General features: G+C 65.3%; 26 protein-coding genes and 1 tRNA gene. 11 read left to right on the top strand and 16 right to left on the bottom strand.

Features of this window, described 5'->3' with window-relative positions; all coding sequences use genetic code 11:
- On the top strand, positions 1–663 hold the full coding sequence (locus ACOOFO_RS05595; RefSeq protein ID WP_420428811.1) for a Fe2+-dependent dioxygenase: 663 nt from the start codon (positions 1–3) through the stop codon (positions 661–663).
- A gap of 110 nt (positions 664–773) precedes the next feature.
- On the top strand, positions 774–1,640 hold the full coding sequence (locus tag ACOOFO_RS05590) for a pirin family protein (protein WP_420428809.1): 867 nt from the start codon (positions 774–776) through the stop codon (positions 1,638–1,640).
- Between the two features lie 81 nt (positions 1,641–1,721).
- On the opposite strand, the gene ACOOFO_RS05585 is transcribed toward ACOOFO_RS05590, so the two are convergent.
- Both ACOOFO_RS05585 and ACOOFO_RS05580 read right to left on the bottom strand, forming a co-directional pair.
- On the bottom strand, positions 1,722–2,165 hold the full coding sequence (locus ACOOFO_RS05585) for a hypothetical protein (RefSeq protein ID WP_420428807.1): 444 nt from the start codon (positions 2,163–2,165) through the stop codon (positions 1,722–1,724).
- A 53-nt stretch (positions 2,166–2,218) separates the two neighbouring features.
- Positions 2,219–3,325 carry a mechanosensitive ion channel family protein gene (locus ACOOFO_RS05580; protein WP_420428805.1) on the bottom strand — a complete coding sequence of 369 codons (1,107 nt, stop codon included), beginning with the start codon at positions 3,323–3,325 and terminating at the stop codon, positions 2,219–2,221.
- 137 nt (positions 3,326–3,462) lie between these two features.
- Between ACOOFO_RS05580 and sbcB the strand changes: the two genes are divergently transcribed.
- Together sbcB and ACOOFO_RS05570 are read left to right on the top strand one after the other, a co-directional pair.
- On the top strand, positions 3,463–4,899 hold the full coding sequence (gene sbcB / locus ACOOFO_RS05575; RefSeq protein WP_420428803.1) for an exodeoxyribonuclease I: 1,437 nt from the start codon (positions 3,463–3,465) through the stop codon (positions 4,897–4,899).
- 91 nt (positions 4,900–4,990) lie between these two features.
- Positions 4,991–6,892, top strand: a complete 1,902-nt coding sequence (locus ACOOFO_RS05570; RefSeq protein ID WP_420428801.1) for a propionyl-CoA synthetase — start codon at positions 4,991–4,993, stop codon at positions 6,890–6,892.
- Here ACOOFO_RS05570 and ACOOFO_RS05565 read toward each other — a convergent pair.
- The gene (locus ACOOFO_RS05565; RefSeq protein WP_420428799.1) at positions 6,889–8,052 is read right to left on the bottom strand and encodes an isovaleryl-CoA dehydrogenase; all 1,164 of its coding nucleotides are present in this window, start codon (positions 8,050–8,052) and stop codon (positions 6,889–6,891) included. The genes ACOOFO_RS05570 and ACOOFO_RS05565 overlap by 4 nt on opposite strands.
- 99 nt (positions 8,053–8,151) lie before the next feature.
- On the opposite strand from ACOOFO_RS05565, the gene ACOOFO_RS05560 reads away from it, so the two are divergent.
- The 3 genes from ACOOFO_RS05560 to ACOOFO_RS05550 all read left to right on the top strand — a co-directional run bounded on the left by ACOOFO_RS05560 (position 8,152) and on the right by ACOOFO_RS05550 (position 10,041).
- The gene (locus ACOOFO_RS05560) at positions 8,152–8,781 is read left to right on the top strand and encodes a TetR/AcrR family transcriptional regulator (RefSeq protein ID WP_420428797.1); all 630 of its coding nucleotides are present in this window, start codon (positions 8,152–8,154) and stop codon (positions 8,779–8,781) included.
- 4 nt (positions 8,782–8,785) lie between these two features.
- Positions 8,786–9,736 carry a helix-turn-helix transcriptional regulator gene (locus tag ACOOFO_RS05555; RefSeq protein WP_420428795.1) on the top strand — a complete coding sequence of 317 codons (951 nt, stop codon included), beginning with the start codon at positions 8,786–8,788 and terminating at the stop codon, positions 9,734–9,736.
- Between the two features lie 74 nt (positions 9,737–9,810).
- Positions 9,811–10,041: a hypothetical protein gene (locus ACOOFO_RS05550; protein WP_420428793.1), complete on the top strand. Its 231-nt coding sequence runs from the start codon at positions 9,811–9,813 to the stop codon at positions 10,039–10,041.
- A gap of 12 nt (positions 10,042–10,053) precedes the next feature.
- Here ACOOFO_RS05550 and ACOOFO_RS05545 read toward each other — a convergent pair whose 3' ends face one another.
- The 4 genes from ACOOFO_RS05545 to ACOOFO_RS05530 all read right to left on the bottom strand — a co-directional run bounded on the left by ACOOFO_RS05545 (position 10,054) and on the right by ACOOFO_RS05530 (position 12,389).
- Complete coding sequence (locus ACOOFO_RS05545) at positions 10,054–10,545, bottom strand: hypothetical protein (RefSeq protein WP_420428791.1); 492 nt, start codon at positions 10,543–10,545, stop codon at positions 10,054–10,056.
- Between the two features lie 136 nt (positions 10,546–10,681).
- A complete protein-coding gene (locus ACOOFO_RS05540; RefSeq protein ID WP_420428789.1) occupies positions 10,682–11,674 on the bottom strand; it encodes a diguanylate cyclase in 993 nt (330 codons plus the stop codon).
- A gap of 205 nt (positions 11,675–11,879) precedes the next feature.
- Positions 11,880–12,182, bottom strand: a complete 303-nt coding sequence (locus ACOOFO_RS05535) for a hypothetical protein (protein WP_420428787.1) — start codon at positions 12,180–12,182, stop codon at positions 11,880–11,882.
- Between the two features lie 116 nt (positions 12,183–12,298).
- A tRNA-Ser gene (locus ACOOFO_RS05530) sits at positions 12,299–12,389 on the bottom strand.
- 256 nt (positions 12,390–12,645) lie between these two features.
- On the opposite strand from ACOOFO_RS05530, the gene mltF reads away from it, so the two are divergent.
- The gene (gene mltF / locus ACOOFO_RS05525; protein WP_420428785.1) at positions 12,646–14,121 is read left to right on the top strand and encodes a membrane-bound lytic murein transglycosylase MltF; all 1,476 of its coding nucleotides are present in this window, start codon (positions 12,646–12,648) and stop codon (positions 14,119–14,121) included.
- 12 nt (positions 14,122–14,133) lie between these two features.
- On the opposite strand, the gene ACOOFO_RS05520 is transcribed toward mltF, so the two are convergent.
- Together ACOOFO_RS05520 and ACOOFO_RS05515 are read right to left on the bottom strand one after the other, a co-directional pair.
- Positions 14,134–14,466, bottom strand: coding sequence for a (2Fe-2S) ferredoxin domain-containing protein (locus tag ACOOFO_RS05520; protein WP_420428783.1), 333 nt, complete (start codon positions 14,464–14,466; stop codon positions 14,134–14,136).
- Positions 14,463–15,200, bottom strand: coding sequence for a DUF481 domain-containing protein (locus ACOOFO_RS05515; RefSeq protein ID WP_420428781.1), 738 nt, complete (start codon positions 15,198–15,200; stop codon positions 14,463–14,465). The genes ACOOFO_RS05520 and ACOOFO_RS05515 overlap by 4 nt, the downstream gene beginning before the upstream one ends.
- A 111-nt stretch (positions 15,201–15,311) precedes the next feature.
- Here ACOOFO_RS05515 and ACOOFO_RS05510 point away from each other — a divergent pair, with 111 nt between their 5' ends.
- Entirely contained in the window at positions 15,312–16,505 is a 1,194-nt protein-coding gene (locus ACOOFO_RS05510) for a (Fe-S)-binding protein (RefSeq protein ID WP_420428779.1), read from the top strand.
- On the opposite strand, the gene lptE is transcribed toward ACOOFO_RS05510, so the two are convergent.
- From lptE to ACOOFO_RS05495, 3 genes are all read right to left on the bottom strand, one after another.
- Positions 16,502–17,050: an LPS assembly lipoprotein LptE gene (gene lptE / locus ACOOFO_RS05505; RefSeq protein ID WP_420428777.1), complete on the bottom strand. Its 549-nt coding sequence runs from the start codon at positions 17,048–17,050 to the stop codon at positions 16,502–16,504. The genes ACOOFO_RS05510 and lptE overlap by 4 nt on opposite strands.
- A complete protein-coding gene (leuS, locus tag ACOOFO_RS05500) occupies positions 17,047–19,638 on the bottom strand; it encodes a leucine--tRNA ligase (protein WP_420428775.1) in 2,592 nt (863 codons plus the stop codon). Before leuS ends, lptE begins: the two co-directional genes overlap by 4 nt.
- Positions 19,639–19,752: 114 nt before the next feature.
- Positions 19,753–21,303, bottom strand: coding sequence for an exopolyphosphatase (locus tag ACOOFO_RS05495; protein WP_420428773.1), 1,551 nt, complete (start codon positions 21,301–21,303; stop codon positions 19,753–19,755).
- Positions 21,304–21,437: 134 nt separating this feature from the next.
- Here ACOOFO_RS05495 and ACOOFO_RS05490 point away from each other — a divergent pair, with 134 nt between their 5' ends.
- Both ACOOFO_RS05490 and ACOOFO_RS05485 read left to right on the top strand, forming a co-directional pair.
- Positions 21,438–21,758, top strand: coding sequence for a c-type cytochrome (locus ACOOFO_RS05490; protein WP_420428771.1), 321 nt, complete (start codon positions 21,438–21,440; stop codon positions 21,756–21,758).
- Between the two features lie 28 nt (positions 21,759–21,786).
- Positions 21,787–22,137 carry a c-type cytochrome gene (locus tag ACOOFO_RS05485; RefSeq protein WP_420428769.1) on the top strand — a complete coding sequence of 117 codons (351 nt, stop codon included), beginning with the start codon at positions 21,787–21,789 and terminating at the stop codon, positions 22,135–22,137.
- 358 nt (positions 22,138–22,495) lie between these two features.
- Here ACOOFO_RS05485 and rpoD read toward each other — a convergent pair whose 3' ends face one another.
- The 4 genes from rpoD to rpsU form a co-directional block, all read right to left on the bottom strand.
- Complete coding sequence (rpoD, locus tag ACOOFO_RS05480; protein ID WP_420428767.1) at positions 22,496–24,352, bottom strand: RNA polymerase sigma factor RpoD; 1,857 nt, start codon at positions 24,350–24,352, stop codon at positions 22,496–22,498.
- Positions 24,353–24,441: 89 nt separating this feature from the next.
- Positions 24,442–26,199 carry a DNA primase gene (gene dnaG / locus ACOOFO_RS05475; protein WP_420428765.1) on the bottom strand — a complete coding sequence of 586 codons (1,758 nt, stop codon included), beginning with the start codon at positions 26,197–26,199 and terminating at the stop codon, positions 24,442–24,444.
- Between the two features lie 103 nt (positions 26,200–26,302).
- Positions 26,303–26,749 carry a GatB/YqeY domain-containing protein gene (locus tag ACOOFO_RS05470; protein ID WP_420428763.1) on the bottom strand — a complete coding sequence of 149 codons (447 nt, stop codon included), beginning with the start codon at positions 26,747–26,749 and terminating at the stop codon, positions 26,303–26,305.
- Positions 26,750–26,766: 17 nt separating this feature from the next.
- Positions 26,767–26,982, bottom strand: a complete 216-nt coding sequence (gene rpsU, locus ACOOFO_RS05465; protein ID WP_223055296.1) for a 30S ribosomal protein S21 — start codon at positions 26,980–26,982, stop codon at positions 26,767–26,769.
- Between the last annotated feature and the right edge of the window lie 4 nt (positions 26,983–26,986).

Below are 26,986 nucleotides of genomic sequence, written 5' to 3'. Positions count from 1 at the left end.
ATGCTTGCCGTCGGCGGTGTTCTCGATGCGCATGCCCTGGAAGCCATCCACGAGGTGCTAGCGGGCGATGCACCCTTCATTGATGGCGGACACTCCGCACGCGGTGGCGCCCGCGCCGTCAAGCACAACGAGCAGCTTGCACCAGACAGTGCTCCGTCGCTTGCCATTGCCGGCATGATCGAGCAGCGCTTGCGCGCCCACCCCGTAGTGCAGGCCTATGCCCGCCCCCGCCGCTTCGCCCGCATCCAGGTAAGCCGTCATCGCAGCGGCATGGGCTATGGACTGCACGTCGACGATGCGCGCATCGAAGGGGTACGCACCGACCTGTCCTTCACCTGTTTCCTGTCCGCGCCGGAGGATTACCAAGGCGGCGCACTCTGCGTGCAGGAGCCCGGCGGCGAGCGCTGCGTCAAACTCGCTGCCGGCGACTGTTTGCTCTACCCCGCCTCGACACTGCATCGCGTCGAGCCGGTGAGCGAAGGTGAGCGCCTGGTGGCGGTGGGCTGGATTGCCAGCGAGGTGCGCGATGCCGGAGCGCGCGCGATTCTGTACGAACTGGATCAGGCGCTAGCGTCACTGCATGACGGCGTCGAGCGTGAGCAAGTGGCTTTGACACTGCACCACATCCGCGGCCAGTTGCAGCGCCGCTGGATGGACCGATAGGGGCCACCGTCTAGCACCTTCAGAATGCTTGAAGGTGAACGCCAATGCATTTCGCTTGAATGGGGCGGCACGGGCGGCATGATAGGAAGGTTCCAATAAGGAGAAAGCCCATGGCCGCACCGCAACACCGCTCCCTGCTTCGCCGCATTCCCGGCCAGGACGCCTCGGACGGCGCCGGTGTGCGCCTCAAGCGCAGCATCGGCAGCACGCCTGCCCTGCGTCTGGACCCCTTTCTGATGCTGGATGCCTTCCGCACGGACAATCCGGACGACTACATCGCTGGCTTCCCGGCGCACCCGCACCGCGGCTTTGAAACGGTGACCTACATGCTGGACGGCCACATGCAGCATCGTGACCACATGGGCAACACCGGCGACCTGGGTCCAGGCAGTGTGCAGTGGATGACGGCCGGTCGCGGCATCATCCACTCGGAAATGCCCATGCAGCGCGACGGGCGCATGCGCGGCTTTCAGCTGTGGATCAATCTGCCCGCCGCTCTCAAGATGCAGCCACCCGCCTACCGCGATATTCCGGCCGACGCCATCCCCCACGCCGAGCCGGCCGCAGGTGTTCAGCTGCGCTGCATCGCCGGGCATCTGGAGGGCGAAGGCTGGCGCCTCTCCGGCGCCGTCAATGCCTCAGGAGAGGCAGCCACTGACCCGCTGTTCTGCGACCTGTGGCTCGCGCCGCACGCGGACATCACGCTCCCGATTGCGGAGCAGCACGCCGCCTTCCTCTATCTCGATGAAGGTGCGGCGAAGGTTGGGGATGCACCCCTGGAACTGGACTGCGCCCACGTGCTGGGCGAGGGACGCTCGGTCCGCGTCTCTGGCGGTGCCGAAGGCGGCCGATGTCTGCTGATTGCCGGCAAGCCGCTGCACGAGCCGGTGGTGCAATACGGCCCCTTTGTCATGAACACCCGTGAAGAAATCGAGCAGGCGCTCGACGACTACCGCCGGGGTACGCTCGCTGCCTGAGCGGCCACGGCAGCCAACCGGCCGCTGACCATGGCAGAGCGGGTGCCGCCACCGGCGACACCCGCTGCCTTCGGTCCAGCTTTACTGCGCGTCGGCAGCGCCGCCGGCGCGCATCCTCGCGCGGGCCTGGGCACGCAGTTCATTGCGTGCTTCGGGCGACATGCGCTCCCAGCGCTGCATCAACTGTGCGCGATCCTGTTCGCGCTCCTCGCGCATGATGGCGCGAACAGACGCGCGCTCTTCGGTGCTCATCGACTGCCAGAGTTCGCGGCCAGCATGGGCGCGCGCCTCGAGTTCGGCGTCGCTGAGCGCCTCCGCCTCCTGGCGCACGCTCTGCCGCTTGGCGTCGTCGCGAGCGCGCAGGCTGTCACCCGGCTCCTCGTGGCTTTGCGCCTCGGTGCGCATCTGCACCTCGGTATTGGTACCGAGCTTGATGCCGCCCCAATGGGCGGCCTTGCCGGTCTGCGCGCCGACACCCAGGGGAAGGGTCAGAGCGGTCACGGCGATCCACGTTTGCAGACGCATGATGAACCTCCTTTGCGTCAATGTGGCTCCACCGTGAAATCACGGGAGTGAATTCACCCTGAACTGAGATCGGGCCCGGCGATGTGTCCGCTCAACCCCGCCGGGACACTGCCCACATGCACGGTCTGCGTTGGGAAAGCGAACTCGATGCCGTACGCCCGGAAGCGCTCGACGATGCCCATATTCACCGCATGCTGCAGATCCATGAAACGGATATAGGTGGGATCAAGCACCCAGTAGACCGCTTCGAAATTGAGGGAAGAAGGCCCGAACTGGGCAAAATGCGCACGTTCAAAGCGCAGACCGTCCTGCGCGCTGATGGCCTCGCGGATCAGCTCCGGCACGCGCTCGATCAGCGCCGTCTCGGTGTGATAGACGATACCCACACGTAGCACCGCACGACGCTCCTGCAGCCGTTGGAAATTCTGAAGCCGGGCCTTGAGCAGATCAGAATTGGAGAAGACCAGCTGTTCGCCGCCGAGGCTGCGCAGTCGCGTGGTCTTCAGGCCGATGTGCTCCACGGTCCCCATATGGCTGTCGACCATGATGAAATCGCCCAGCACGAAGGGCTTGTCGACCACGATGGAAAGCGAGGCAAAGAGGTCGCCCAGGATGTTCTGCACCGCCAGCGCCACCGCAATGCCACCGACACCGAGGCCCGCGACCAGCGCGGTGACATTGACCCCGAGATTGTCGAGGGCGAGCAGCAACAGCATGGCCCACATGATGCCCTTGGCCACGAATTTGACGGCCCGCAGCGTGGTCGCGGCGGCCATATCCGATTCGCGCGCACGCGCCTCGGAGCGCGCCGCCCAGAACTCGATCAGGGCACTGAGATAGAGCCCCAGCTGGACGAAGCCGGCGATGACCGCTGCCCCGCGCAGCACCGTCATGAGAGTCGCCGGTAGCACCAGGTAATGCGCGGCAATGGCCAGCGAGATCACCAGGATCAAAAGCTGATTGCTGCGCAGCACGGCGGCGACCAGCGAGTCATCGACCGGCGTATGGGTGCGCTCGGCAAGCACTCGCAGGCGGGCGTCGACCACCCACTTGATCGCCGCCACGACGACATTGATCGACAGTGCGATAGCCAGCGCAATCAGCCAGTCGATCAGAGGATTGCCATAGACCGGGCTAGTGAGCCATTCATTGATTGCCATGGCGCGAAGGATACGGCATGCAGGCGGGGGTCTTGCAGCAGCCAGGCATGCAATCCGCTGCCGTGCGGCAAGGGCTCGGCCCACGCCATGCAGGAATGTCCGATAGAGTGCCGCGCCAGGATTCGCCGGTACATACGATGACGGACACCACCTTCTACTGGCACGACTACGAAAGCTTTGGTGCGGAGCCGCGGCGCGACCGACCGGCCCAGTTTGCCGGTCAGCGCACGACCCTGGACCTGGAGCCCGTCGGCGACCCACTGGTGACCTACTGCCAACCGATCACCGATCTGCTGCCGCATCCGGAGGCTTGCCTCATCACCGGCATCACGCCCCAGCAGGCGCAAGCGGAAGGCCTCCCGGAGCCCCAGTTCATTGCCCGCATCGTGGAAGAACTCGGCCGGCCTGGCACTTGCGGCGTGGGCTACAACAGTCTGCGTTTCGACGACGAACTGACGCGCCACGCGCTCTGGCGCAATTTCCACGACCCCTACGCGCGCGAATGGCGCGACGGCTGTTCGCGCTGGGATCTGATCGACGCTGTCCGGCTGGTCTACGCCCTGCGTCCGGAGGACATCGTCTGGCCAAGCCGAGACGACGGCGCCCCCAGCTTCCGGCTGGAGCAGCTCGCCGAGGCCAATGGCCTGGTCAAGACGCGCGCGCACGACGCGCTGTCCGATGTGCACACCACGATCGCGCTCGCCCGGCTGCTCAAGACACGCAAACCCAAGCTCTTCGACTACGTCTTCCAGCATCGCGACAAGCGCTCCGCGCGCGCCCTACTCGACCCGGATGCACCGCAGATGGTGCTGCACGTCTCGCAGCGCTTCCCGGCCGCCACGGGCTGCATCAGCCCGGTACTGCCGATTGCCGTCCATCCCACCAACAACAACGCGGTGATCTGCTTCGATCTGCGTCATGACCCCGCGGATCTGCTGCAGCTGCCCCCCGATGAGCTCTTTGACCGGCTGTTCACCCCGGTCGAGGACCTGCCCGACGATGTGCAGCGCCTACCGCTAAAGGGCGTCAAGCTCAACCACTGCCCCGTGCTTGCCCCGGTCAGCACACTGAAAGGGGTCGACCTCAAGCGCCTCGCCCTCGACATGACGCGCTGCGAAGCACACGCCCGGACGCTGATGCAGCACATGGATGCGGTGCGCGACACCGTCACCGAGCTGTTCTCCGCGCAGGACTTTGCGCCCAGCGCGGACCCGGAACAGGGGCTCTACGACGGCTTCGTGGGGGATGGGGATCGCCGGCGCTGTGAGGAGATCCGCCAGCTCGATGGCGAGGGTCTGCGCGCCATCGGTACGCCCTTCGCGGACGACCGGCTCAACATCCTGCTGCAGCGCTACCGTGCCCGTCATTTCCCGGACAGCCTGAGCACGGAAGAGGCGCAGGCCTGGGCGCAATGGCGCGAAAATCGGCTGCTGTTTGCCCCCGACGGCGGGCTGACCCTGGACGACTACGATCAGCTCATCCAGGCCCTGCAGGTGCAGCGCACCGATGACGCCAGCCGGCAGGTGCTGGATACACTGGCCGACTGGGGTGCACACCTGCGCCAGGGCGGATGACTGCCGTGGAAGCGCCTACGCCTTTCGGCGCATGGCAATGCGAACAGCGGCGCCGCACACTGCACATAGATCAATAATCAGAGGAGACCACATGGCCAACGGCGATTACTCACGCGAACACGCGCGCTCCATGGACGATCCATCCGGCTTCTGGGCGGAGAAGGCCGAGGCACTGGTCTGGGACCGAAAATGGGATCAGGTGCTGAGCCATGAGGACCCCGACGGTGCCCCGCGCTGGTTTGTTGGCGGGCGCCTGAACACCTGCTACAACGCGGTCGACCGTCACGTTGACGCTGGCCGAGGCGACGCGATTGCACTGATCCACGACAGCCCGGTCACCGGCCAGACGCGACGCCTCAGCTTTTCGGAACTGCGCGAGGCCACGGCACGCCTGGCTGGCGCGCTGCGCGCCCGCGGCGTCGAGGCAGGCGACCGCGTGGTCATCTACATGCCCATGGTGGCGGAGGCTGCCATCGCCATGCTGGCCTGCGCGCGCATTGGCGCGGTGCATTCCGTCGTCTTTGGCGGCTTCGCCGCGCCGGAACTCGCCAAGCGCATCGACGATGCCAAACCGAAATTGATCCTGACGGCGTCCTGCGGCATTGAGGGCAGCCGCGTCATCCCCTACAAGCCCTTGCTGGACGCCGCCATCGCCGCCAGTCACAGTGCGCCCCAAGCCTGCATTCTGCTGCAACGGCCACAGTGCACTGCCGAATTGACGCCGGGCCGGGATACCGACTGGGCCGAGGCCGTGGCCGCCGCCGCGCCCGCCGACTGTGTGCCGGTCGAGGCGACCGATCCGCTTTATGTGCTCTATACCTCGGGCACCACCGGCAAGCCCAAGGGCGTGGTGCGCGACAACGGCGGACACGCCGTGGCCATGCACTATTCCATGAAGGCCGTCTACAACATGGACGCCGGCGAGGTCTTCTGGGCGGCCTCCGACGTGGGCTGGGTCGTGGGCCATTCCTACATTGTCTACGCCCCGCTGCTGGCCGGCTGTACCACGGTCCTATACGAAGGCAAGCCGGTGGGTACACCCGATGCCGGCGCCTTCTGGCGTGTCTGTGCCGAGCACGGCGTCAAGACGCTGTTCACCGCGCCCACCGCCTTCCGCGCGATCAAGAAGGAAGACCCCAAGGGCGAGCATCTGCAGCGCTATGACCTCTCCCACTTCGAGGCTCTGTACCTGGCGGGCGAACGCTGCGATCCGGACACCATCGCCTGGGCGGCCGGTCTGCTCAAGGTGCCCGTGGTGGACCACTGGTGGCAGACCGAGACGGGCTGGCCTGTGGCCGCAGTGTGTCGCGGTATCGAGGAAGGCACCGTACGTTCCGGCGCCGCCGGTCTGCCGGTGCCCGGCTTCGATATCCGCGTGCTCGACGACGACGGCCAGCCGGTACCGGCTGACGGCATTGGCAACATCGTCATCAAGCAGCCACTGCCGCCGGGCACCCTGCCCACTCTTTGGAACAACGAGGATGGCTTCCGCGAGCACTATCTGAGCCGCTACCGCGGCCATTACCTCACCGGCGATGCCGGCAAGATCGATCCGGATGGCTACGTCTGGGTGATGTCGCGCATCGACGACATCATCAATGTGGCCGGCCACCGCTTGTCCACCGGCGCCATGGAAGAGGTGCTGGCCGGGCATCCGGCGGTGGCCGAATGCGCCGTGATCGCCGTGGAGGATACCACCAAGGGACAGCTACCGGTGGGCATGGTGGTGCTGAAGGCCGGCGTGTCGCAGGACCACGACAATCTCATCGCCGAGCTGATCCAGCGCGTGCGCGACGAGATCGGGGCGGTGGCCGCCTTCAAGCGCGCCTACGTCGTGCAGCGACTGCCCAAGACCCGCTCCGGCAAGGTGCTGCGCAAGACCATGCGCGCCATTGCCAATGGCGAGTCTCCCAGCGTGCCGGCCACCATTGACGACCCGGCGATTCTGGACGAGATCCGCGAGGCTCTCGGCGCGCCGGTGGGAAGCGCCTAGCGCGTTTCCTCGAACAATTCGCGGCCGATGAGCATGCGGCGGATCTCCGAGGTGCCGGCGCCAATCTCGTAGAGCTTGGCGTCGCGCCACAGACGCCCGGTGGCGTACTCGTTGATGTAGCCGTTGCCGCCCAGGGCCTGGATCGCCTGACCGGTGGCCCAGGTTGCCTTTTCGGCCGCGTACAGGATGGCGCCGGCGGCGTCCTTGCGGGTGGTCTCACCGCGGTCGCAGGCGCGCGCCACGGCGTAGACGTAGGAACGGCAGACGGAGGTGCCGACGTACATGTCCGCGAGCTTGGCCTGCATGAGCTGGAACTCGCCGATCGGCTGATCGAACTGCCGACGTTCGTGCACATAGGGCACGACGATATCCAGTGCCGCCTGCATCAGGCCGATGGCGCCGCCTGCCAGCACGACGCGCTCGTAGTCGAGGCCGGACATCAACACGTTGACGCCCTTGCCTTCCGCACCCAGCACGTTCTCGGCCGGCACTTCGCAGCCATCGAAGACCAGTTCGCAGGTGTTGGAGCCACGCATGCCCAGCTTGTCCAGCTTCTGCGCGGTACGGAAACCGGGCATGCCCTTCTCGATGATGAAGGCGGTGATGCCGCGCGGGCCGGCCTCGGGATCGGTCTTGGCGTAGACGATCAGGGTATCGGCGTCCGGACCGTTGGTGATCCACATCTTGTTGCCGGTGAGCACGTAGTGGTCGCCTTTGCGATCGGCGCGCAGCTTCATGCTGACCACATCCGAGCCGGCACCGGGTTCGCTCATCGCCAGCGCGCCGACGTGCTCGCCGCTGATCAGCTTGGGCAGATACTTCTGCTTCTGCGCCTCCGATCCGTTCTTGTCGAGCTGATTGACGCACAGATTGGAATGCGCGCCATAGGACAGGCCGATGCTGCCCGAGGCGCGCGAAATCTCCTCCATCGCCACGACGTGGGCCAGGTAGCCCATATTCATGCCGCCATAGGCTTCCGAGGCGGTCATGCCGAGCACCCCCAGTTCCCCGAGTTTCGGCCACAGTGCGCGCGGGAAGGTGTTGCTCTCATCGACTTCGGCAGCGATGGGTGCGATTTCGCGACGCACGAAGGCGGTGATAGCGTCGCGCAGGGCGTCGAGATCGGCGCCGAGGTCGTGGTTGAGAGCGGCCAATTCCATGATGTCGCGTCCGGTTCGTGGCAGAGGCGCAGGAGTCTAGTCACCCCGTCGCAAGATGTGAAGTAAGATTCAGCAAAAGCGAGGATGATGCTGCAGACCATGGCTTACCGCCGATCTGCGCGCATGCAGGCGCGCCTTGACGACAACCGCCAGCGCATTCGCGAAGCCGCGCGACGCATCATTGCCCGCGGCGGTTTCCGTCACGCCCAGATGGCCGCCATCGCCGACGCGGCCGGCCTCTCCACCGGCTCGCTGTACCGCTATTTCCCTTCCAAGGCGGAGCTGTTCATCGACGTGCTCAGTGCCGCCGCCGACCAGGAGATCCGGCTGCTCGAAGCCATTGCGGTCTCGCACGCCCCTGCCCCACAGCGGCTCGCGCAGGCTGTGCGGCGCTACGTCGGTCGCGCCCTGGACGGGCCGCATCTTGCCCACGCCTTCATGGTCGAGCCGGTGGAGCCCGATCTTGACGCCGCCCGCCAGCAGCATCGCAAGCGGGTGGGCAAGGTCTTTCAGCGGATCCTGGAGGACGGTATCCACGATGGCGCCTTTCCGCCGCAGGATGCCGCTATCGCCGCCGCCTGCCTGGTCGGCGCGATGACCGAGGCACTGAGCGGCCCGACTGCCGCCGCGCCCGAAACCAGCGAGGCGCGGGCGCAGTTGGTGGAGCGCATTGCCGGCTTCTGCCAGCGTGCGGTCTCGGAGAATCGCTCGCTGGATCCGGCCGCCTGAGCGCATGGAGCGCGGCGAACGCTTCTACTACATCCATCGCCGCCTGCGCAGCGGCGCCTGCCTGCCGCTGCAGCACTTCCTCGATCACCTGGAGGTCTCGCGCGCCACCTTCAAACGCGATATCGAATACCTGCGCGACCGTTACCGCGCCCCCATCGTCTATGACCGCGATGCCGGGGGCTACCGCTACGACCGCACCAACCCCGACGACGCTCGCTTTGAGCTGCCCGGCCTGTGGTTTTCTGCCGAGGAATTGCACGGCCTGCTGACCATGGACGCGCTCATGCAGCAGATGGACCAGGAAATGCTGGGCGAACCGCTGATGCTGCTGCGGCAACGGCTGGTGGACCTGCTCGGCGATCAGGGCATCGCCCTCGAACAGTTGCAGAAGCGAGTCCATGTCTTTCAGACCGGAGTACGGCGCCGGCTGTCGAGCAGCTTCCCGACTGTGGCGCACGCGGTCATGACCCGGCGACGTCTGCAGATGCGTTACTGGACGCGCTCGCGGGACTCGGTGACCGAGCGCGAAGTGTCTCCACAGCGACTGATCTTCTATCGCGGCAACTGGTATCTCGACGGCTGGTGCCACCTGCGCGAAGGACTGCGCAATTTTTCGGTCGATGCCATCGTGCACGTCGAACTGGGCCACGACGACGCCATCGACATTGACGACTCCAGCCTGCAAGCAGAACTCGGTGCGGCCTACGGCATATTTTCGGGACAACCCGACCAGTGGGCGGTCCTTCGGTTTTCCGCCGAGCGCTCGCGCTGGGTAAAGGACGAAACCTGGCATCCGGAGCAGGAATCCACCCTAGACGTTCAAGGGCGCTGCACCCTGCGCATCCCCTACCGTCACGACGAGGAGTTGGTGATGGAGATTCTTCGCCACGGGCGCGAGGTGGAAGTGCTTGCGCCCGATGGCCTTCGGGCACGGGTGCAAGCGGCGGCGCAATAGTTTTTCGGCAGGCTCACCGCATGAGCCACCCGACGATCAAGCTGGGCCTCCATCCGCTCCAACGGAGTAGCCCCATGCCGGTCCACGCTCACACCACGCGTCGCAGCCACAGCCACCGCACCCGCCGTCAACGCGCAACACCCCCGTTCGACGCAACGGCGCTACGGAATCATCGTCTCCCTGGCGCGCTTGCGTCCGCAGCCCAAGCGGACAAGGCAGCGCCGCGGGAGCAGGCCAAGGTCAAACCGTGGCAGGTTGCGCTGGGTCTGCTCGCGCTGCTGTGCAGCGGCATTGACCTGGGCTAGCGCAGCCCGAAACTAGCGACCGGGCGGCAGTTTCTCGCTCTTGTCGGCAAGCAACTCAGCGCTAGCGAAGCCTTCGGCTTCGATCTGCAACAGCGGGCAGGCCGTGCGCTCCGGCCGGGTCGCGCCATGGAAGCAGTAGTCCACTTCCATTTCGATGCGCAGTTGATCGCAAGGAGTGGCGCTATTCAGACCGGTCTGCACCCGGTCTTCGGAGATACCGGCGTCATCCCAGCCGCGGAAGACGAGCTGCAGGGGCAAGCGGGTGGCAGCGCCATCGCGCACGTCCACGAAGGCGATATCGCCATACAGCGCGTCCAGCCCCGTGGCCTCCTTGTTGACCCGTGCCACGCGTTGGGGCCCGCATACGCCGTCGGTATTCTCCGTGGCGGTGAAGACCACTTGTACCGTGTCATCGGGCAATGTCGGCTCCTGCGCCGCCCCACCGCCGCAAGCCACGAGTGCCAGAGCGACGCTCACGCACCAGCCCTTTCCGAAGTTCGCCATAGTGCTTCCCCTGATCGACAGGCTTCGCAGTATCGCGGAGTCGCCCGACCGTTGCCAGGGCAGTGCGCTCGCTGAACGCAATCCCCCACCCTACGGAAGGTCGATTGCGGGGCTCCGCGTCAGAGCCCGCTGGTGGTTAGCGGTTCCGATCCGCGCGCCGCGTCTTCTTGATTTCGTACATGGCGGCATCGGCGCGTGCCAGTACCCGCTCCGCGTCCACTTCGCCCTGCTCTGCACGGGTCAGCCCGATACTTCCACCTCCCGCAGCGATCACCTGCCCCTGATCCGAGAAGGGCATGCCAAGCGTCCGCTGCAGGCGTTCGCGGAGTTCCGCCGGCTGGTCGGACGTGGTCACCACCACGAATTCATCCCCACCGTAGCGGGCCACGATGTCGCCCGCGCGCACGCCCTCCTTGAGTCGGCGCGCAATCTGCATGAGGAAGCGGTCGCCGACGTCATGCCCGTGGGTGTCATTGATGGCTTTGAAACCGTCGAGATCGATGAACAGCACATGCACCGGATAGCCGTGACGCTCCGCTGTCTTCAGGGTGTCGCGCAGTGCCGTCATCAAGCCGCGGCGGTTCACTACCCCCGTCAACGCATCGATACGGCTTTCCGCCGAAAGGCTTTCATTGGCACGACGCAAATCAAGGATGGCCTGCTCTCTCTCGACCTGATGCGCGATCAGACGCGCAAACAGCGACAGCAGATTCATGGTCTGGCCGTTCAGAGTGTGCCGCGCATCACTGGCCGCGCACAGTGTTCCGTACAGTTCGCCGTCGGCGCGTTGCACCGGATGGCTCAGATAGGTCTGTATGCCCAGCGCACGGGCTGCCGCAGAGTCCCCCCAGATGCCCGGCACGTCATCGGTGTAGGGGCGCTCTTCCTCCAGAGCACGTTTGCAGAGCGTGTCGTTCCAGTCGACGCTCAGGCCCTCTGGAATCTTCATGGCCCGCGTGTTGCGCGCGTACAGGATGTGCTGCTGCCCCGCCTGAAGATCGACCGTAGTCAGGTAGGTCGACTCCATGCCGGTAACGGCTTCGAGTAGCTCGAGAATCGGGCGCGACAGCGCTTCGAGATCCGTTGCCGCGTTGACCGCTTGGGCGAGGTTTTCAAGGGTTGCTTGCATGAACGCATTGTCAGGTCGGCTCTTACGCGCATCAACCCGGGTAGACAAGCGGACTCAGCTGGACGATCTGCGGTACCAGCGATGGCCGTCCCCGGCGCGGGGCGATCGGCGCTGAGTCGCCAACGGCAGCCAGGTGAATGCGCATAGGACACGGCACGACGGCTTCCAACGTATCGGCTTCCGTCGCGACCTGCGCCTTGGTGCCTTAGCGACGGACGTCCTGTTCCAAGCGACTGACACGCCCGCCAGCGAAGTACACGCTCAGCGCGTACTTCTGGTAACCGCTGCCGATATTCCAGTACTCCCAGCGCTGGCCCACCGCCGCACCCACGCGATTCTCCAGGGTCAGCCGTGCATTGGGCGCGCCGAGGACCGATGCGACTTCTGCCCGCGAATCGCCGAGCTGAATGAGGCGGCCGTCGTAGCGAAAGCTGGAAATTTCGCGCGGCTGGGCGTTGGCGACTGTAGCCGCGGCAGCGAGCATTCCGAGCCAGAAGAGTTGCTGCATGGCGGGTGATCCGATACCGGCGCGACTCCCAATGTACTCTGCGGTGCCTGGTCCGCAAGTCGCGCTGCAGCAAGCCCAACAAAAAGGGCTGACCCGGGTCAGCCCTGTTGCGAAGATGGCGGAGGGGGTGGGATTCGAACCCACGTGGGGCGTAAGCCCCCAACCGATTTCGAGTCGGTGCCGTTATGACCGCTTCGGTACCCCTCCAGGGGTGTGCATTCTACAGAGGAGTGGTGCTTTACGCGCCAGGTGCCGTCATGGTCCGGCCTGACGATGACACCGTCAGGCGCTCACCGTGCTGCGATGTGCCACAGGCACATCGGTCACGGCTCGCCCACTTCGGACCCCCTCCAGGGGTGCGTATTCTACAGAGGAGTGGTGCTTTACGCGCCAGGTGCCGTCATGGTCCGGCCTGTCGCAGATCGGACTGCCGTAGGTGCACGTCCTACGCTACGCTGCGCGCATGGACTCCGGGACACGATGGCGCTTCGAATGGAACGAAGCCAAGGCAACGCTGCGTGTGATCGCGTGGCTCCTGCTTGCCGTCCTGCTGTCCACCTACAGTGGTCGCGAAGACGCGTTGCGACAGATTCAGAAGACCGGCGTTCTGCGTGCCGCCATGGTCAACGATCCCACGAGCTACTACCTGGGTCCTGCGGGCTACACCGGCTTCGACTACGACCTTGCCAACGACTTCGCCGACTATCTGGGGGTGTCGCTCGATATCGTATTGGTCGACACACCGGAGGATGCCCTCACTGAGGTGCTTTCGGGCAATGCGCAGATGGCCGCCATCTCCATGCCGGTGACCGCAGAGCGCGCGCAGGCCATGCGCTTCAGCCGCCCGCTGCGTTACCGAACGCCAGAACTGGTGCGCAAAATGGGCAATCCAGAAGCAGAGGACCTGGAGGCGCTGGAATCCCCCATCATCGTGCCCGGCGGCAGTGCGCACGCCACCTGGCTGGAGCAACTCGAAGCCGAGATCCCTTCACTGAAGTGGGACACCCGCACCGATGCCGAGCCGGAAGCCCTGCTGCGTGAAGTCGCCAACGGTGAACTGGATCTGACGGTGGCCGGCTCGGATCTGGTTGCCATCACCAGACGCTATTACCCGCGCCTGGCCGTGGTCCGTCAATTGGGCGCACCGCGCCCGCTGGCGTGGGCACTGGCGCCCGAGCAAGGCGATTCCCTCTATCACGAGCTCAGTCACTATCTGCGCCTGCTGGGCAAGAAGGAGCTTCAGCGCCTGCGTGACCGCTACTTCGGGCATATCGAACGCCTCGACTATGTCGATGCCGTGACTCTGGCAACGCATTTCGAAACCCGCCTTCCGCGCTACCGCGAGAAGTTCGAGCAGGCGGCGAAGGAAAACGGCATTGACTGGCGCCTGCTCGCGGCCGTGGGTTATCAGGAGTCGCACTGGGACAATTCGGCGGTCAGTCCCACCGGGGTGCGCGGCATCATGCAGATCACGCAGCAGACGGCGCGCTTTCTGAATATCTCGGACCGCACCGACCCATCCGAAGCCATTGCCGGGGCGGCGCGCTATCTGCGCTCGCTGCACGGCCGCCTGCCCGAATCGATTCAGGAGCCGGATCGCAGCTGGTTCATGCTGGCCGCCTACAACATCGGGCTCGGTCATGTGCTGGATGCACGCCGTCTGACAGAGCGTATGGGCGATGATCCGGATCGCTGGGTCGATGTGCGTCAGCATCTGCCGCTGCTGACGCAACCCCGGCACTACAAGCAGCTGCGCTATGGCTATGCGCGTGGACCCGAGGCCGTGCATTACGTGGGCCACGTCCGCACCTACTTCGACATGCTTGTCTGGCTAACCAGCCGCGAGGAGGAGGCACCCGTCCCTGTCGACCCGCGTCCGCGCGAAATGCGCCCACCCAAGGGCGAGAATCCGCTGGCGATCGAGCAACCGCTGCTCTAATGTCTCCCGCAATCAGGGCAGTCGCAGGCGCTCCACGGGACGGCCTTTGCCGATGTGCTCCTCGATGATCTCGTCAATATCCTCTTCGTCGAGATAGCGATACCAGACCCCTTCAGGGTAGACCACCAGCACCGGTCCCAGCTCGCAGCGGTCCAGACAGCCGGCCATATTGATACGGACCTGGCCGGGCCCGTTGCAGCCCAGCGCCTTGATGCGCTCCTTTGCGTAGGCACGCACGCGCTCGGCCCCGTGGGCCGCGCAGCAGGGGCGGGCTGCGGTGGCATCCCGGCGATTGCAGCAGAAGAAGAGATGGTGCTGGTAGTAGCCAGCGGACGGGTCGCTCATGACGACCCGAAGCTATAGCTCAGGTTGAGCGCCGTGTAGGTGTCCGTCTTGTCGTCACCGGGACCCACGTCCGAATTGTTCAGCACGGTATAGCTCAATACCGCGAACAGATTGCCGACAACCGATAGCCGCAGCTCGGTGATCGATTCGGTGGAGGTGTTGGCCGAGCCGGTCTCCACATTGATCTGCTGACGCAGCTTGTTCGCGTCCGCGATCTGCCATTCGTAATCCAGACCGAAGCGGCCGATGCCTTCCGATTCCTGCGCACCTTCGGGCTCCTGGAACTCGATCTGCCGCAGACCGCCGCCGAGTTCCACATTGAGCGCATGCCGCTCGGTATCGATAAGCCGGCGGCCGTAACCCACCGTCTCACTCGTGCGCTCGCGTACACCACCGAAAAGATCCTTCTCGAAGGACAGTGCAACAAAGGCGAAATCGGCCTTGGTGAAGTTGAAATCCAGCTTGTAGCCCGCGGTGTAGCGCTCCACCGTGCGGTCGCCTTCATCCGTGGTGTTCAGCGCCTTGCCGCTGAGATGGTGCACCCAGTCGGTGGTGTCCCACTTCAGCGCGGCGCTGGCGTTGGCACTGCGCGATTCGCTGTTGCCGCTGGACGCCACGAAGCCCGCCGCGAGATCACCCGACCACCCCTGAGCGGTATCCGAGGCCTCCTGCGCACTGGCGACACCCATTGCGCTCGCCATCAGGCATGCGACGACGAAACGCCCGGATGCCATGCGATACTGATTCCTGTGCATGAGAGCTTGCCAAGCAATGAAAGGCCGCGGAGTGTACCAAGCACCACTGCTGCCTTCGTAAACGACAAAGCCGCATCCAAGGCACAGCGCGTGCAACAGGAGGCGGATCGCTGCGTCAAATGCGGTCTGTGCCTGCCGCATTGCCCGACCTATGCACTGGATCGCGAGGAATCCGAATCCCCGCGCGGACGCATCGCATTGCTGCAGGCCATCGCCAGTGGGCAGGTTCAACCGGACGAGGCCATCACCCATGCCATCGACGACTGTCTGAGCTGCCGCGCCTGCGAGCGCGTCTGCCCTGCCGATGTCCGCTACGGGCAACTCTTCGATGCCGGCCAGGCGATGCTCGCTGAACATGCGCCGCCGCGCGCGCGACTGGCAAGGCGCAAGGCCTGGCTGCTGCACCACCCAACCCTCCGACGTGGCGTGTTTCGTGCGCTCTTCCTCTTGCAACGCCTTGGCATGGTGGCGATCGCACGCTCCCTTCTCGCGGGCACGCGTCTCGGCGTGGCATTGCGCCGGTTGCCAACGCTGCCGTGGGCCCGTCGCCCGCGCCGCGGCGCGCCGCCGCCTCAAGGTCAGGTTGGCCTGTTCACCGGCTGTCTGGGCGAAGGGCCGGACCAGCATGCGGTACGCGGGGCCCAGCAACTGCTCAGCGCGGCCGGGTGGCGCTGGCACGCGCCCCGGTCACAGGACTGCTGCGGCGCCCTCGAACAGCACGGCGGCGCCGGAGGTACCGCCCACCAGGCGATCCAGCGCAACGCCAACGCCTTCGCCGAGCACACCCATATCGTCTCGCTGGCAAGTGGCTGCACCGCGTGGCTGCAGGATGCCGACCACAGTGCGTCGTCCGACGACCGCCCACCGCCCTTTAACGGACGGCTGACCTCGCTATGGGCGCTGCTGCACGATGCCCCGCAAGCGCTGCGCCTTGTCGCCCGCGACGAGCGCGTCGCGGTCTGGCTGCCCTGTACCCAGCGCAATGTGCTGCGTGACGAGCGCACCATGCTTGCAGTTCTGCGTCAGGTACCCGGAGCACGCGTAGATGTGTTGCCGGTGATGGACGGCTGCTGCGGCGCCGCCGGACTGCATTTCCTGGAGCAGGCCGAACGCGCCGACCGTCTGGCTGCCCCCATCGTGCGTGCACTGCAGGAAAACCCGGTGGATCGTCTGCTATGCGCCAATGTGGGCTGTCGACTGCACCTGATCTCCGCCTTGCGCGAAGCCGGTCTACCGCTACCGGTGGAACACCCAGCGCAATGGCTGGCGTCTACGCTGCACTAGGGGGACGATGCTGGCTCGGATGGTTGATCGGCGTCCAGACGCGCCTGCAACTGCAGCAGGATGAGTTCCGCCAGCTCCCCCTGCAGGAATTCCCGTAGCCGCGCTTCCTCGGCTTCCTTGGGCAGAATCTGCTCACTGGGAAAGCTCAGCGCGCGGCGCGCGGTCAGGGTCTCCGGCTTGACCAGCACCTCGCCCCGTTTCGACCGCAAGAGATAGGTGGCCGACACAATGACGTCGAACTCGATGGCGCGGCCTTGCTGATCGATGGACAGCACTTCGGAGCGCTCTTCCACGTCGGTGATCACCAGCACACTATGGGCACGGCCTCGGTCGCCCGTCACGGTGGCGCCCTGGCGGCGTAGGCGCGCGCCCAGCGCGACCGCCACCGGTGGATCGTCCACGGTATAGGGGTTGTCGCTGTCAATGAACACCCGTTGCAGCGCATAGGGCAGATCGCGGCTGCCCTGGAGCTGAAACCCACAGCCGGACAGAAGCGCAATGCACAGTCCCAGCAGCGCCACGCGGTGGCCGACGGGCAGCGTCATACGACCAGGTTCACCAGTTTGCCGGGCACGACGATCTGCTTGCGTAGCGGCTGGCCATCGATATGACGCGCGACCGCCTCGTCGGCCGTGGCGCGCGCGAGGATGTCGTCCTGGCTGGCGTCGGCCGGCACCGTGATGCGGCCACGCAACTTGCCGTTGACCTGCACCACCAGGGTCACCTCGTCGGCCACGAGTGCCGACGGGTCCGGCTGCGGCCAGGGCGCATCGATGACCGGCGTGTCGTGTCCCAACGCGAACCACAAGCTGTGAGTGATATGGGGCGTGATGGGCGACAGCACGCGCACCAGTGCCTCCAGGGTTTCTCGCACGACAGCGTGCATGCCGGCGTTGTCCTGGTTCACGCGCGAGACGGCGTTGAGCAGTTCCATGCAGGCCGCGACGGCGGTATTGAATACCTGACGCCGGGTCACATCAGCATCGATCTTCTGCAGCGTCTCGTGCAGCTGGCGACGCAAGGCCTTGGCATCGCTGTCCAGGAAAGGCGGCGCTGACACCGCGCCACGGGCGACGTGCTCGTGCACCTGTCGCCACAGGCGACGCAGGAAGCGACTTGCACCTTCCAGCCCGGCATCGGACCACTCCAGGGACTGATCCGGCGGAGCCGCGAACATCATGAACAGGCGTACGGCATCCGCACCGTGGGCATCGATCATGGCCTGCGGATCGACGCCGTTGTTCTTCGACTTGGACATCTTCTCGATGCCGCCCACCTGCACCGCGCTGCCGTCCGCCACGGCGGTGGCCGACAGCACGGCACCGCGCTCGTCGCGCTGCAGCTGTACATCGAGGGGGTTGAACCAGCGGCGGCGGCCATCGCTGCCTTCCTGGAAGAAAGTCGGCGCGACCACCATGCCTTGCGTCAGCAGACGCTTGAAGGGTTCATCGCAATCCAGAAGCCCCTGATCCCGCATAAGCTTGGTGAAAAAGCGCGCGTACAGCAGATGCAGCACCGCGTGCTCGACGCCGCCGACATACTGGTCCACCGGCATCCAGCGCCGTGCGCCGTCGTCGAGCATGGCTTGCTCGCTGAAGGCGCTGGCGAAGCGCGCGAAATACCAGGAGGAATCGATGAAGGTGTCGAAGGTATCGGTTTCGCGTCGCGCGGCCTTGCCGCACCTGGGGCAGTCGCAATGCAGGAAGTCCGGGTCCTTGGCCAGTGGATTACCCGAACCGTCCGGCGTCAGGTGTTCCGGCAGACGCACGGGGAGCTGATCATCCGGGACCGGTACGGCGCCGCAATCGTCGCAGTAGACCACAGGGATCGGACAGCCCCAGTAGCGCTGGCGCGACACACCCCAATCGCGCAACCGGTAGTTGATACGGATGCGGCCCTGGCCGGCCTCGGTGAGATGCTGGGCTATGGCCTCGAAGGCGGTGGACGAATCCATGCCACTGAAGGTATCCGAGTGGTGCAGTACGCCGCGCTCCGTAAAGGCGGCGTCGCTGATGTCGGCCGGCCCCGAGGCGTCGGCGCCGATTACGGAACGGATCGGCAGTCCGTAGGCATGGGCGAAAGCGTGATCGCGCTCGTCATGCGCAGGGACGGCCATGACCGCACCCGCGCCGTAGGCCATGAGCACGAAATTGGCCGTCCAGACCGGGATGCGCGCACCGGTCAACGGGTGGATGGCGTCAATGCCGAGGGCCATGCCGCGCTTTTCGGCGGTCTCCATGGCCGCTTCGGAGGTCGCGCTGCGCTGCAGCTCCTCGATGAAGCGGGCCACCTCCGGGTCGCGCGCGGCGGCCTCGCGCGCCAGCGGATGCTGGGGCGCTACTGCCATGTAGGTCACGCCATAGAGCGTATCCGGCCGTGTGGTGTATACCCTGAGATGGCCCTCGCGGTCGGCCAGCCCGAAGTCGATCTCGACGCCACGCGAGCGACCGATCCAGTTGGCCTGCATGGTTCGAACGGCGTCGGGCCACCCCTCGAGCTTGTCGAGATCATCCACCAGCTCGTCGGCATAGTCGGTGATGCGAATGAACCACTGCGGAATCTCGCGCTGTTCGACCAGTGCGCCGGAGCGCCAGCCACGCCCGTCGATGACCTGCTCGTTGGCAAGCACGGTCTGATCGACAGGATCCCAGTTGACCACGGCATTGCGCCGCTCTACCAATCCGGCATCCCACAGTCGAAGAAAGAACCACTGCTGCCAGCGGTAGTAGCCAGGATCACAGGTAGCGAACTCCCGCGACCAGTCGTAGCCGAAACCCAGACGCTGCAACTGATCGCGCATCGCATCGATGTTGTCACGCGTCCATTTGCCGGGCGGTACGCCTTTGTCCATGGCAGCGTTTTCGGCTGGCAGACCGAAGGCGTCCCAGCCCATGGGCTGCAGAACCTGAAAACCACGCATGCGCTGCACGCGCGCAATCACGTCGCCGATGGTGTAGTTCCGCACGTGCCCCATGTGCAGCTTGCCGCTGGGGTACGGAAACATCGATAGACAATAGAAAGTTTCGCGATCGGCACCCCAGCCATCGGCCGGTTCGGCGGCGAAACTTGCGTTCTTCAACCAAAAGTCTTGCGCGGCGCGCTCAACGGCGGCGGCTTCATATTCTTGCTGCATGCCTGGGGCGATCTGGGTCGGAAGCGCGCATGGTAGCGCGGGCGCTACCGGGCGTGCCCCGCCCGAGACCCGTGACGCACCCGGTCGAGGCCGGATCGACGAAAGCCGGAAGCGCTAGCGAAAGCTCAGGCGATAGCCCGCCGCCTTGAGCTGGCCGGCTTCACGCTCCAGATCGGCGCAGGTCAGGGGATTGTTCTCCAGCCAGCGTCCGGGCAGTTCCAGATGCAGGCCATTGCGCGTGGCACGCAAGGCAAAGGCGGGTACGACTCCCGGCTTGCGCGAACGATTGAGCAGATAGGCGAGGCGCAGCAAGATGGCCAGCCGCTTGATCGGCTGCGCCCACGACCCCGGCACCCCATCCAGGACGCTGCTCGACAGCTTGCCGCGGTGCAGTCGCACCAGCACCGAGACGAGCTTCTGCTCGGTCTGCGAGAAGCCCTGAATGTCCATGTTGCGCAGGATGTATTCGCCATGCTTGTGGTACGAGGCGTGCGATACCGACAGCCCCACCTCGTGCAGCAGTGCGGCCCACTCCAGCAGACGCTCGCACTGCGGATGCTGCAGCCCCCAGGGCTCGACGACCTGCGCCAGGGCGTGGCGGGCGGTATCGGCAACATCGCGGGCATGGGCCTCATCGACGCCGTAGCGGCGGGCCGTCACCAGCACGCTCTCGCTGCGAATGGCGTCGCCGCCATTGCGTTCGCAGATGTCGTAGATCAACCCCTCGCGCAGCGCGCGGTCGGAGGTCCGCATGCGCTCGATCCCGAGGCTGTCGAAGACCCCGGCGAGCGCCGCCACGCCACCCGGGAAGACGGGACGCCGATCTTCGCGCAAGCCCTCGAACTTGATGGCCGATATGCGCCCGGTGGCAATCACCACGTCGATCAGCTGTTCGAGCCCCTCGCGGGTGATTTCGTCGTCACACCAGCCGTAGGCCATCAGCACGCGCCAGATCCCGCGCACCGTACCGGAGGAACCGATGGCGATGTCCCAGCCGGCCTCACGATACTGCCGTTCCAAATACTCCAGCTCGACGCGCGCCGCCAGTCGTGCCGCCTGGAAACGCTTGCGGGTGATGTTGCCATCCTCGAAAAAGCGCTGGGTATGCACCACACAGCCAAGCGCGACGCTTTCCAAGAAGCGCGGCCCATGGGCATCCCCGATGACCAACTCAGTACTGCCGCCGCCGATATCGACGACCAGGCGCCGGCGCTGGTCCGCTTCCAGGCCGCGCGTCACCCCCTCGTACACCAGACGCGCTTCCTCGGCCCCTGAGATGACCTCGATGTTGTGACCCAAGGCAGCCTCGGCCGTTTCGATGAAGGCGAAGCCCTGGTGCATCTCGCGCAGGGTATTGGTGCCTACAACGCGCACATTGCGCTTGGGCAGGTGCTGAATGCGCTCGCCAAAGCGGGCCAGGCAGCGCAGCGCACGCTCGCGCGCTTCCACCGACAGGCGCAGATCCGAATCCAGACCGCCAGCCAGCCGTACCGGCTCGCGCAAACGGTCAATGACCTGCATCAGGCCATCACTGCCAATGCGGGCGACAAGCATGTGGAAACTGTTGGAGCCCAGATCGACCGCGGCGAGATCGAGCTCATGCGAGCCATCCCCCCGCGCGGGTGGCGCCCCGCCGTCGTCCTGCTTGGGCGTATCGTCTGCCATCGGGCAACATTAGCAAAAGCGGAACAGCCGCCTGTTGCTGCGTCGTCATATTGACCCCACGGGCGGCTTCAGCGATCATTGCGCCCCCTCGAAACTGGACGCCTGCGGGCTTCCTCACGCGGAGTTATTTGTACATGAGAGGTCTGAGCGTTTTGGCCCTGGCCCTTGCCGGCGCCCTCACCACGGCAGCCAACGCCGCCGGTGATCCGGAGCGGGGCGCCACGCTGGCAGATACCTGCATGGGCTGTCACGGCATCGCCGACTACAACAACGTGTATCCCACCTACCGGGTACCCAAGCTCGGCGGACAGAACGCGGCGTATCTTGCCGCGTCGCTCAAGGCTTATCGCTCCGGTGATCGCCAGCACCCCACCATGCGAGCCCAGGCCAACCTGATGACCGATCAGGACATCGCTGATCTCGCCGCCTTCTTCTCGCAAGCGCCTAAGCGCTAAGCCGACGCTGCAAAGGACGACCGACCTCATGCGCAAAACCCTTGCCTTGCTGACCTTCTGTGTCGCGACCACCGCCGTGGCCGAGGAAGAACGCCGCCCCTTGGAGCAATTAGTAGGCACCTGCGCGGCCTGCCACGGACAGCGTGGCGACGAGGCCCTGCAGCCCAGCTACCCGATCCTTGCCGGCCAGCACCAGAGCTATCTGGAACAGGCCCTGAAGCAGTACCGCTCCGGCGAACGCAACAACGCCATCATGAACGGACAGGCCGCCAATCTTTCCGATGGCGACATCAAGGCCCTGGCCGCCTACTACTCGCGCCAGGAAGCGGCGCTCTACACCCCGGCCTATCCCGACAGGGAGGGTCAGGCCGGAGAATAAGCACCCCGCTACCGACAGTCGTCGTCGGTTGCAGGGCTTGCAGCGCAATTGAATGATTGCGTGCTTTCGCTTCGAGCTTGCGCTTCAATACCCTATACGCCCATTAATGATGGGCGTATGCATTTATGGGGGGGCGCCACTCGGACTCTGGAATGGGCTAGGCCATTCGCGATTCTTCAGCGTGCGCATGAACCATCGGAATCGGGCGTAAAACCAGCTCGTACCGCGTGGCCCTGAAGGTACGCATCGTGAAACATCATCCGAGGCGAACGCAGCCACGCGCTCCAACTCGGATGTCGCACCGGTCATTGCTGCCTGATGTACAAGCAGCAATGACCGGTGAACGCGGGGGCGTGTTCTAGCCGCCCCCTCCGGTCTCATCCAGAAAGCTGCGCAGATAGTTCGCGCGTGTCGGATGACGTAGCTTGCGTAGCGCCTTGGCTTCGATCTGACGGATACGCTCGCGGGTCACGTCGAACTGCTTGCCGACTTCTTCGAGCGTATGGTCGGTATTCATGTCGATACCGAAGCGCATGCGCAGCACCTTGGCTTCGCGCGGCGTCAGACTCGACAGGATCGAGTAGGTCGCCTCGCGCAGGGATTCGCCGGTGGTCGAATCCACCGGGGAAATGGCCGCCAGGTCTTCGATGAAGTCGCCCAGATGCGAATCTTCATCGTCGCCGATGGGCGTCTCCATGGAGATCGGCTCCTTGGCGATCTTCATGACCTTGCGGACCTTGTCTTCCGGCATCTCCATCCGCTCGGCCAATTCTTCCGGCGTCGGCTCGCGGCCATACTCCTGAAGCATCTGACGGGAGATGCGGTTGAGCTTGTTGATCGTCTCGATCATGTGCACCGGAATGCGGATGGTGCGAGCCTGGTCGGCGATCGAGCGCGTGATGGCCTGGCGAATCCACCAGGTGGCGTAGGTGGAGAACTTGAAGCCGCGGCGGAATTCGAATTTGTCCACCGCCTTCATCAGGCCGATGTTGCCTTCCTGAATCAGGTCAAGGAACTGAAGGCCGCGGTTGGTGTACTTCTTGGCGATGGAGATCACGAGGCGGAGGTTCGCCTCAACCATCTCCTTCTTGGCACGCTTGGCCTTGGCGTCTCCCATGACCACGCGGCGGTTGATGTCCTTGATCTCCGCGATGGTGATCAGGTTGTCCGCCTCGATCTGGCGCAGATCATTCTGCAGACCGACCAGCTCATCGCGCCGCGCCGCGATCTCCCGCGAATAGGAGCGCTTGGCACGGATCATCTTGTCGATCAGTTCCGGGTCGGTCTCGTAGTTGAGGAACTTTTGACGGAAGTCCTCGCGTGACATGCCGGCTTCATTGACGCAGATGCGAAGGATGCGCTTCTCGGTGTTGCGGATCTGCTCGATGCGCGCCTGCAGATTGCCCATGATTTCGGCGTGCAGCTTGGGCGACATCTTGAAGCGCATGACATGGTAGGCGAGCGCTTCGCGCGCCTCCTCGGTCTTCTTGTTGCCAGCACCTTGCTTCTCGAGCGCGTCCCAGGCCTGATCGTAGAGGCGCTGCAGCTCTTCAAATCGCTCGGCGCAGATTTCCGGGTCCGGTCCACTCGGAGTGGTGGACTCGTCGTCGTCTTCCTCTTCGTCGGCATCGGCGTCCACGTCAGCGTCCGCCGCTTCGGCCTCTGCTTCAGGCCCCTGCCCTTCCGGATAGCCCGTCTCCGGGTCGATGAATCCGGCAACGATCTCGGCCAGGCGGCGTTCGCCCTGCTGATGTGCCTGCCAAGCCTCAAGCATGATGGCCACCGACTCGGGGAGCTGGGCCACCGCGCGCATGGATTCGTTCAGGCCTTCCTCGATGCGCTTGGCGATGCGAATTTCGCCTTCCCGGTCGAGCAGCTCGACACTACCCATTTCGCGCATATACATGCGCACCGGATCGGTGGTGCGACCGAACTGGTCATCCAACGCCGCGAGGGCGGCTGCAGCCTCTTCTACCGCTTCATCATCCTCTTCGCTGTCGGAACCGGTGGTGTTCGACAGCAACAGGGTTTCATCGTCCGGCGTCTCTTCATGGACGGTGATCCCCATGTTCTGGATCATGCTAATAATGTCGTCGATCTGTTCGGAATCGACCACTTCAGGCAGATGGTCCGCCACTTCCGCGTAGGTCAGGTAACCCTTGTCCTTGCCGCGGGCGATGAGCAGCTTCATCTGGGACTGCTTTTCAAGATTCATGCAGACAGTCTCACGCGCATTCTTCCACTGGGAACCTGACAGTATATCAGGGCGGTTGGTCGTTGCTTCAATAGATCGCGGTCCGTGCCTCAGCCTCCACGTCCGGAACGCGCCGCCGTCAGCGCGCGCAGTTCCTCGGTTTCGCCTGCGCTCAGCTCGCGCTCGCGCGCAGCCTGCAGCAGGGTCTCGACGCGCAAGCGGCGACCACGGTCGCGCAGGCGCGCGACGATGTCGTCGAATTCCGCTTCCGGCTCGGATGGCGGTACCGCCATCGGCCGCGCCAGCACCTCCAGCTGCTGCCGCTGCTCACGATCCGCCCACGCCTGAATGAGACCGGCCGCGGTGGTGTCCGGTTCCTCGATGAGGTGATCGAGCACCGCGACCAGCAGTTCCATGCCGGGTTGGTTGACCTGCGCCAGCTCATCGAGGTCGCGCACGCGCTGCGCCAGCGTCGGCTGATCCAGCAGCAACTGGAGGGCGCGGCCCACCGGCCGCTGTCGTCTTGGCGCGCCGTTGCTGGCGGCGTTGCGCGCGGACGCCGTCGATGTCTGCTGCGATGACCGACCGCCGCGCAAGGCCGCTTCGATGTCGGCACGGGCCAGATGGGTGCGCGGCACCAGCGCATCGATGATGGCGGTTCGGGTCGCGGCATCCTCCATGCGCGCCAGATAGGGGGCCGCCTGGGCGATGAGCTGACCGCGGCCGTCGGGAGTGGTCAGATCGCAGTCCGCCGCCAGGCGGTCGAGCAGGAAACGGCTGAGCGGCTGCGCGGCAGCCACCGCCTGCTCCCAGGCCGCCTCGCCCTCTTCGGCAATCAGGCTGTCCGGGTCGTGGCCGTCGGGCAGGAACATGAAGCGCACTTCACGCCCGGGGCCAAGCGTAGGCAGTGCCTGCTCCAGCGCCTTCCACGCTGCCCGCTTGCCGGCAGCGTCACCGTCGAAGCAGAAGATGACACGCCGCGTGCTTCGGAAGAGGAGATGCAAATGGTCGGCGGTTGTGGCGGTCCCCAGGGTGGCCACGGCGCCCTCCACCCCATGGCGCGCGAGGCCCACCACGTCCATATAACCCTCCACCACATAGAGCTGCGCCGGGTGTTGCAGCGCCTGCCGGGCCTCATACAACCCGTAGAGCTGGCGCCCCTTGTGAAAGAGGTCGGTTTCGGGACTGTTGAGGTACTTCGCGGGATCGTCCCCGAGGGTCCGCCCGCCAAAGGCGATGACGCGGCCGCGCGTGTCGCGGATCGGGAAAGTGATGCGATTGCGGAAGCGGTCGTAGCAGCCGTTGGCGGGATCGTCACCGCGGGCAATCAACAAGCCGGCGGCCAGCGCCGGGCCCGGATCCCTGAACTGCTGGGTCAGACTGTCCCAGCGGTCCGGCGCAAAGCCGATACCGAAGCGCTGCGCTGTGGCACCGTCGATGCCGCGCGCCTTGAGATAGTCGATGGCCGTCTGAGACTGACGCAAGGACGCTTCGAAATGGCGCTGCGCCTGTTCCAGCGCTGCCAGCGGCCCCTCGGTGGAAACCCGCGGTCGGGCGCGCCCGCCACTCTCGCGCGGCACTTCGACGCCGATGGAACGCGCCAGCTCTTCGACCGCCTCGACGAAGTCGAGGCGGTCGAAAGCCATGAGAAAACCGATGGCGTTGCCGTTTTGCCCCGAACTGAAATCGAAGTACATTTGCTTCGCCGGACTGACGAAGAAGCTCGGGGTCTTTTCGTTGGAGAAGGGCGACAGGCCGCGCCACTCCCGGCCGGCGCGCTTGAGTTCAACGCGCGGCGCAATCACGTCCACGATGTCGACGCGCGACAGCAGATCGCTGATGAAGGATTCCGGTATGCGGCCGTTCACGATGGGCACTCGCGGAGCGCGACTGGCCGCTGCATTCTATCGCCCCCTGTCGCTGAGGCGAGGCCGACACCGCCGCGCTGCACGCGCGCGCCGCGCCTGGTGCCTACTGGAGCTTGGCGCGCACCTTGCCGGAGAGCGCCCCCATGTCCGCGCGTCCGGCCACCTGGGGCTTGAGCCATGCCATCACCTTGCCCATGTCGCCCATGGCAGCCGCACCGGTCTCGGCAATGGCCTGGTCAATGAGCGCAGCGAGCGCGGCCTCGTCGAGCGGCTGCGGCAGGTACTCCGCCAGCACCCCGGCCTCGAAATCCTCCTGCGCGGCCAATTCCTCGCGACCACCGTCGCGGTACTGCGCGGCGGCATCGCGGCGCTGCTTCACCTGCTTTTCGACAATAGACAGCGCAGCCGTGTCGTCGAGCTCGATACGCTCGTCGATCTCGCGCTGCTTGATGGCCGCCTGCAGCATGCGGATGACCGCCAGTCGTGGCTTGTCACCCGCGCGCATCGCGGTCTTCATGTCCGCCGAAAGCCGCTCCTTGAGCGTGCTCATGGCTGCGGTATGCGTCCTTAATAGAGGCGCGTACGGCGGGCGGTCTCACGCGAGACGCGCTTCATCTGCCGCTTCACGGCAGCGGCACGCTTGCGCTTGCGCTCCTGGCTGGGCTTCTCGAAGTACTCGCGCTTGCGGACGTCGGTGATGACGCCGGCGCGCTCACAGGTGCGCTTGAAACGGCGAATGGCAACTTCGAAGGGCTCGTTGTCACGAACGCGGACGCTGGGCATAGGC

Source organism: Algiphilus sp., assembly GCF_965216485.1.
Lineage (GTDB): Bacteria > Pseudomonadota > Gammaproteobacteria > Nevskiales > Nevskiaceae > Algiphilus.
This window is presented reverse-complemented; position numbering and strand designations above follow the sequence as displayed.

Bases quoted from the DNA above. Each gene is read 5' to 3' on its own strand.
- ACOOFO_RS05595 (WP_420428811.1), top strand. From the start codon at position 1: ATGCTTGCCGTCGGCGGTGTTCTCGATGCGCATGCCCTGGAAGCCATC.
- ACOOFO_RS05590 (WP_420428809.1), top strand. From the start codon at position 774: ATGGCCGCACCGCAACACCGCTCCCTGCTTCGCCGCATTCCCGGCCAG.
- ACOOFO_RS05585 (WP_420428807.1), bottom strand. From the start codon at position 2,165: ATGCGTCTGCAAACGTGGATCGCCGTGACCGCTCTGACCCTTCCCCTG.
- ACOOFO_RS05580 (WP_420428805.1), bottom strand. From the start codon at position 3,325: ATGGCAATCAATGAATGGCTCACTAGCCCGGTCTATGGCAATCCTCTG.
- sbcB (WP_420428803.1), top strand. From the start codon at position 3,463: ATGACGGACACCACCTTCTACTGGCACGACTACGAAAGCTTTGGTGCG.
- ACOOFO_RS05570 (WP_420428801.1), top strand. From the start codon at position 4,991: ATGGCCAACGGCGATTACTCACGCGAACACGCGCGCTCCATGGACGAT.
- ACOOFO_RS05565 (WP_420428799.1), bottom strand. From the start codon at position 8,052: ATGGAATTGGCCGCTCTCAACCACGACCTCGGCGCCGATCTCGACGCC.
- ACOOFO_RS05560 (WP_420428797.1), top strand. From the start codon at position 8,152: ATGGCTTACCGCCGATCTGCGCGCATGCAGGCGCGCCTTGACGACAAC.
- ACOOFO_RS05555 (WP_420428795.1), top strand. From the start codon at position 8,786: ATGGAGCGCGGCGAACGCTTCTACTACATCCATCGCCGCCTGCGCAGC.
- ACOOFO_RS05550 (WP_420428793.1), top strand. From the start codon at position 9,811: ATGCCGGTCCACGCTCACACCACGCGTCGCAGCCACAGCCACCGCACC.
- ACOOFO_RS05545 (WP_420428791.1), bottom strand. From the start codon at position 10,545: ATGGCGAACTTCGGAAAGGGCTGGTGCGTGAGCGTCGCTCTGGCACTC.
- ACOOFO_RS05540 (WP_420428789.1), bottom strand. From the start codon at position 11,674: ATGCAAGCAACCCTTGAAAACCTCGCCCAAGCGGTCAACGCGGCAACG.
- ACOOFO_RS05535 (WP_420428787.1), bottom strand. From the start codon at position 12,182: ATGCAGCAACTCTTCTGGCTCGGAATGCTCGCTGCCGCGGCTACAGTC.
- mltF (WP_420428785.1), top strand. From the start codon at position 12,646: ATGGACTCCGGGACACGATGGCGCTTCGAATGGAACGAAGCCAAGGCA.
- ACOOFO_RS05520 (WP_420428783.1), bottom strand. From the start codon at position 14,466: ATGAGCGACCCGTCCGCTGGCTACTACCAGCACCATCTCTTCTTCTGC.
- ACOOFO_RS05515 (WP_420428781.1), bottom strand. From the start codon at position 15,200: ATGGCATCCGGGCGTTTCGTCGTCGCATGCCTGATGGCGAGCGCAATG.
- lptE (WP_420428777.1), bottom strand. From the start codon at position 17,050: ATGACGCTGCCCGTCGGCCACCGCGTGGCGCTGCTGGGACTGTGCATT.
- leuS (WP_420428775.1), bottom strand. From the start codon at position 19,638: ATGCAGCAAGAATATGAAGCCGCCGCCGTTGAGCGCGCCGCGCAAGAC.
- ACOOFO_RS05495 (WP_420428773.1), bottom strand. From the start codon at position 21,303: ATGGCAGACGATACGCCCAAGCAGGACGACGGCGGGGCGCCACCCGCG.
- ACOOFO_RS05490 (WP_420428771.1), top strand. From the start codon at position 21,438: ATGAGAGGTCTGAGCGTTTTGGCCCTGGCCCTTGCCGGCGCCCTCACC.
- ACOOFO_RS05485 (WP_420428769.1), top strand. From the start codon at position 21,787: ATGCGCAAAACCCTTGCCTTGCTGACCTTCTGTGTCGCGACCACCGCC.
- rpoD (WP_420428767.1), bottom strand. From the start codon at position 24,352: ATGAATCTTGAAAAGCAGTCCCAGATGAAGCTGCTCATCGCCCGCGGC.
- ACOOFO_RS05470 (WP_420428763.1), bottom strand. From the start codon at position 26,749: ATGAGCACGCTCAAGGAGCGGCTTTCGGCGGACATGAAGACCGCGATG.
- rpsU (WP_223055296.1), bottom strand. From the start codon at position 26,982: ATGCCCAGCGTCCGCGTTCGTGACAACGAGCCCTTCGAAGTTGCCATT.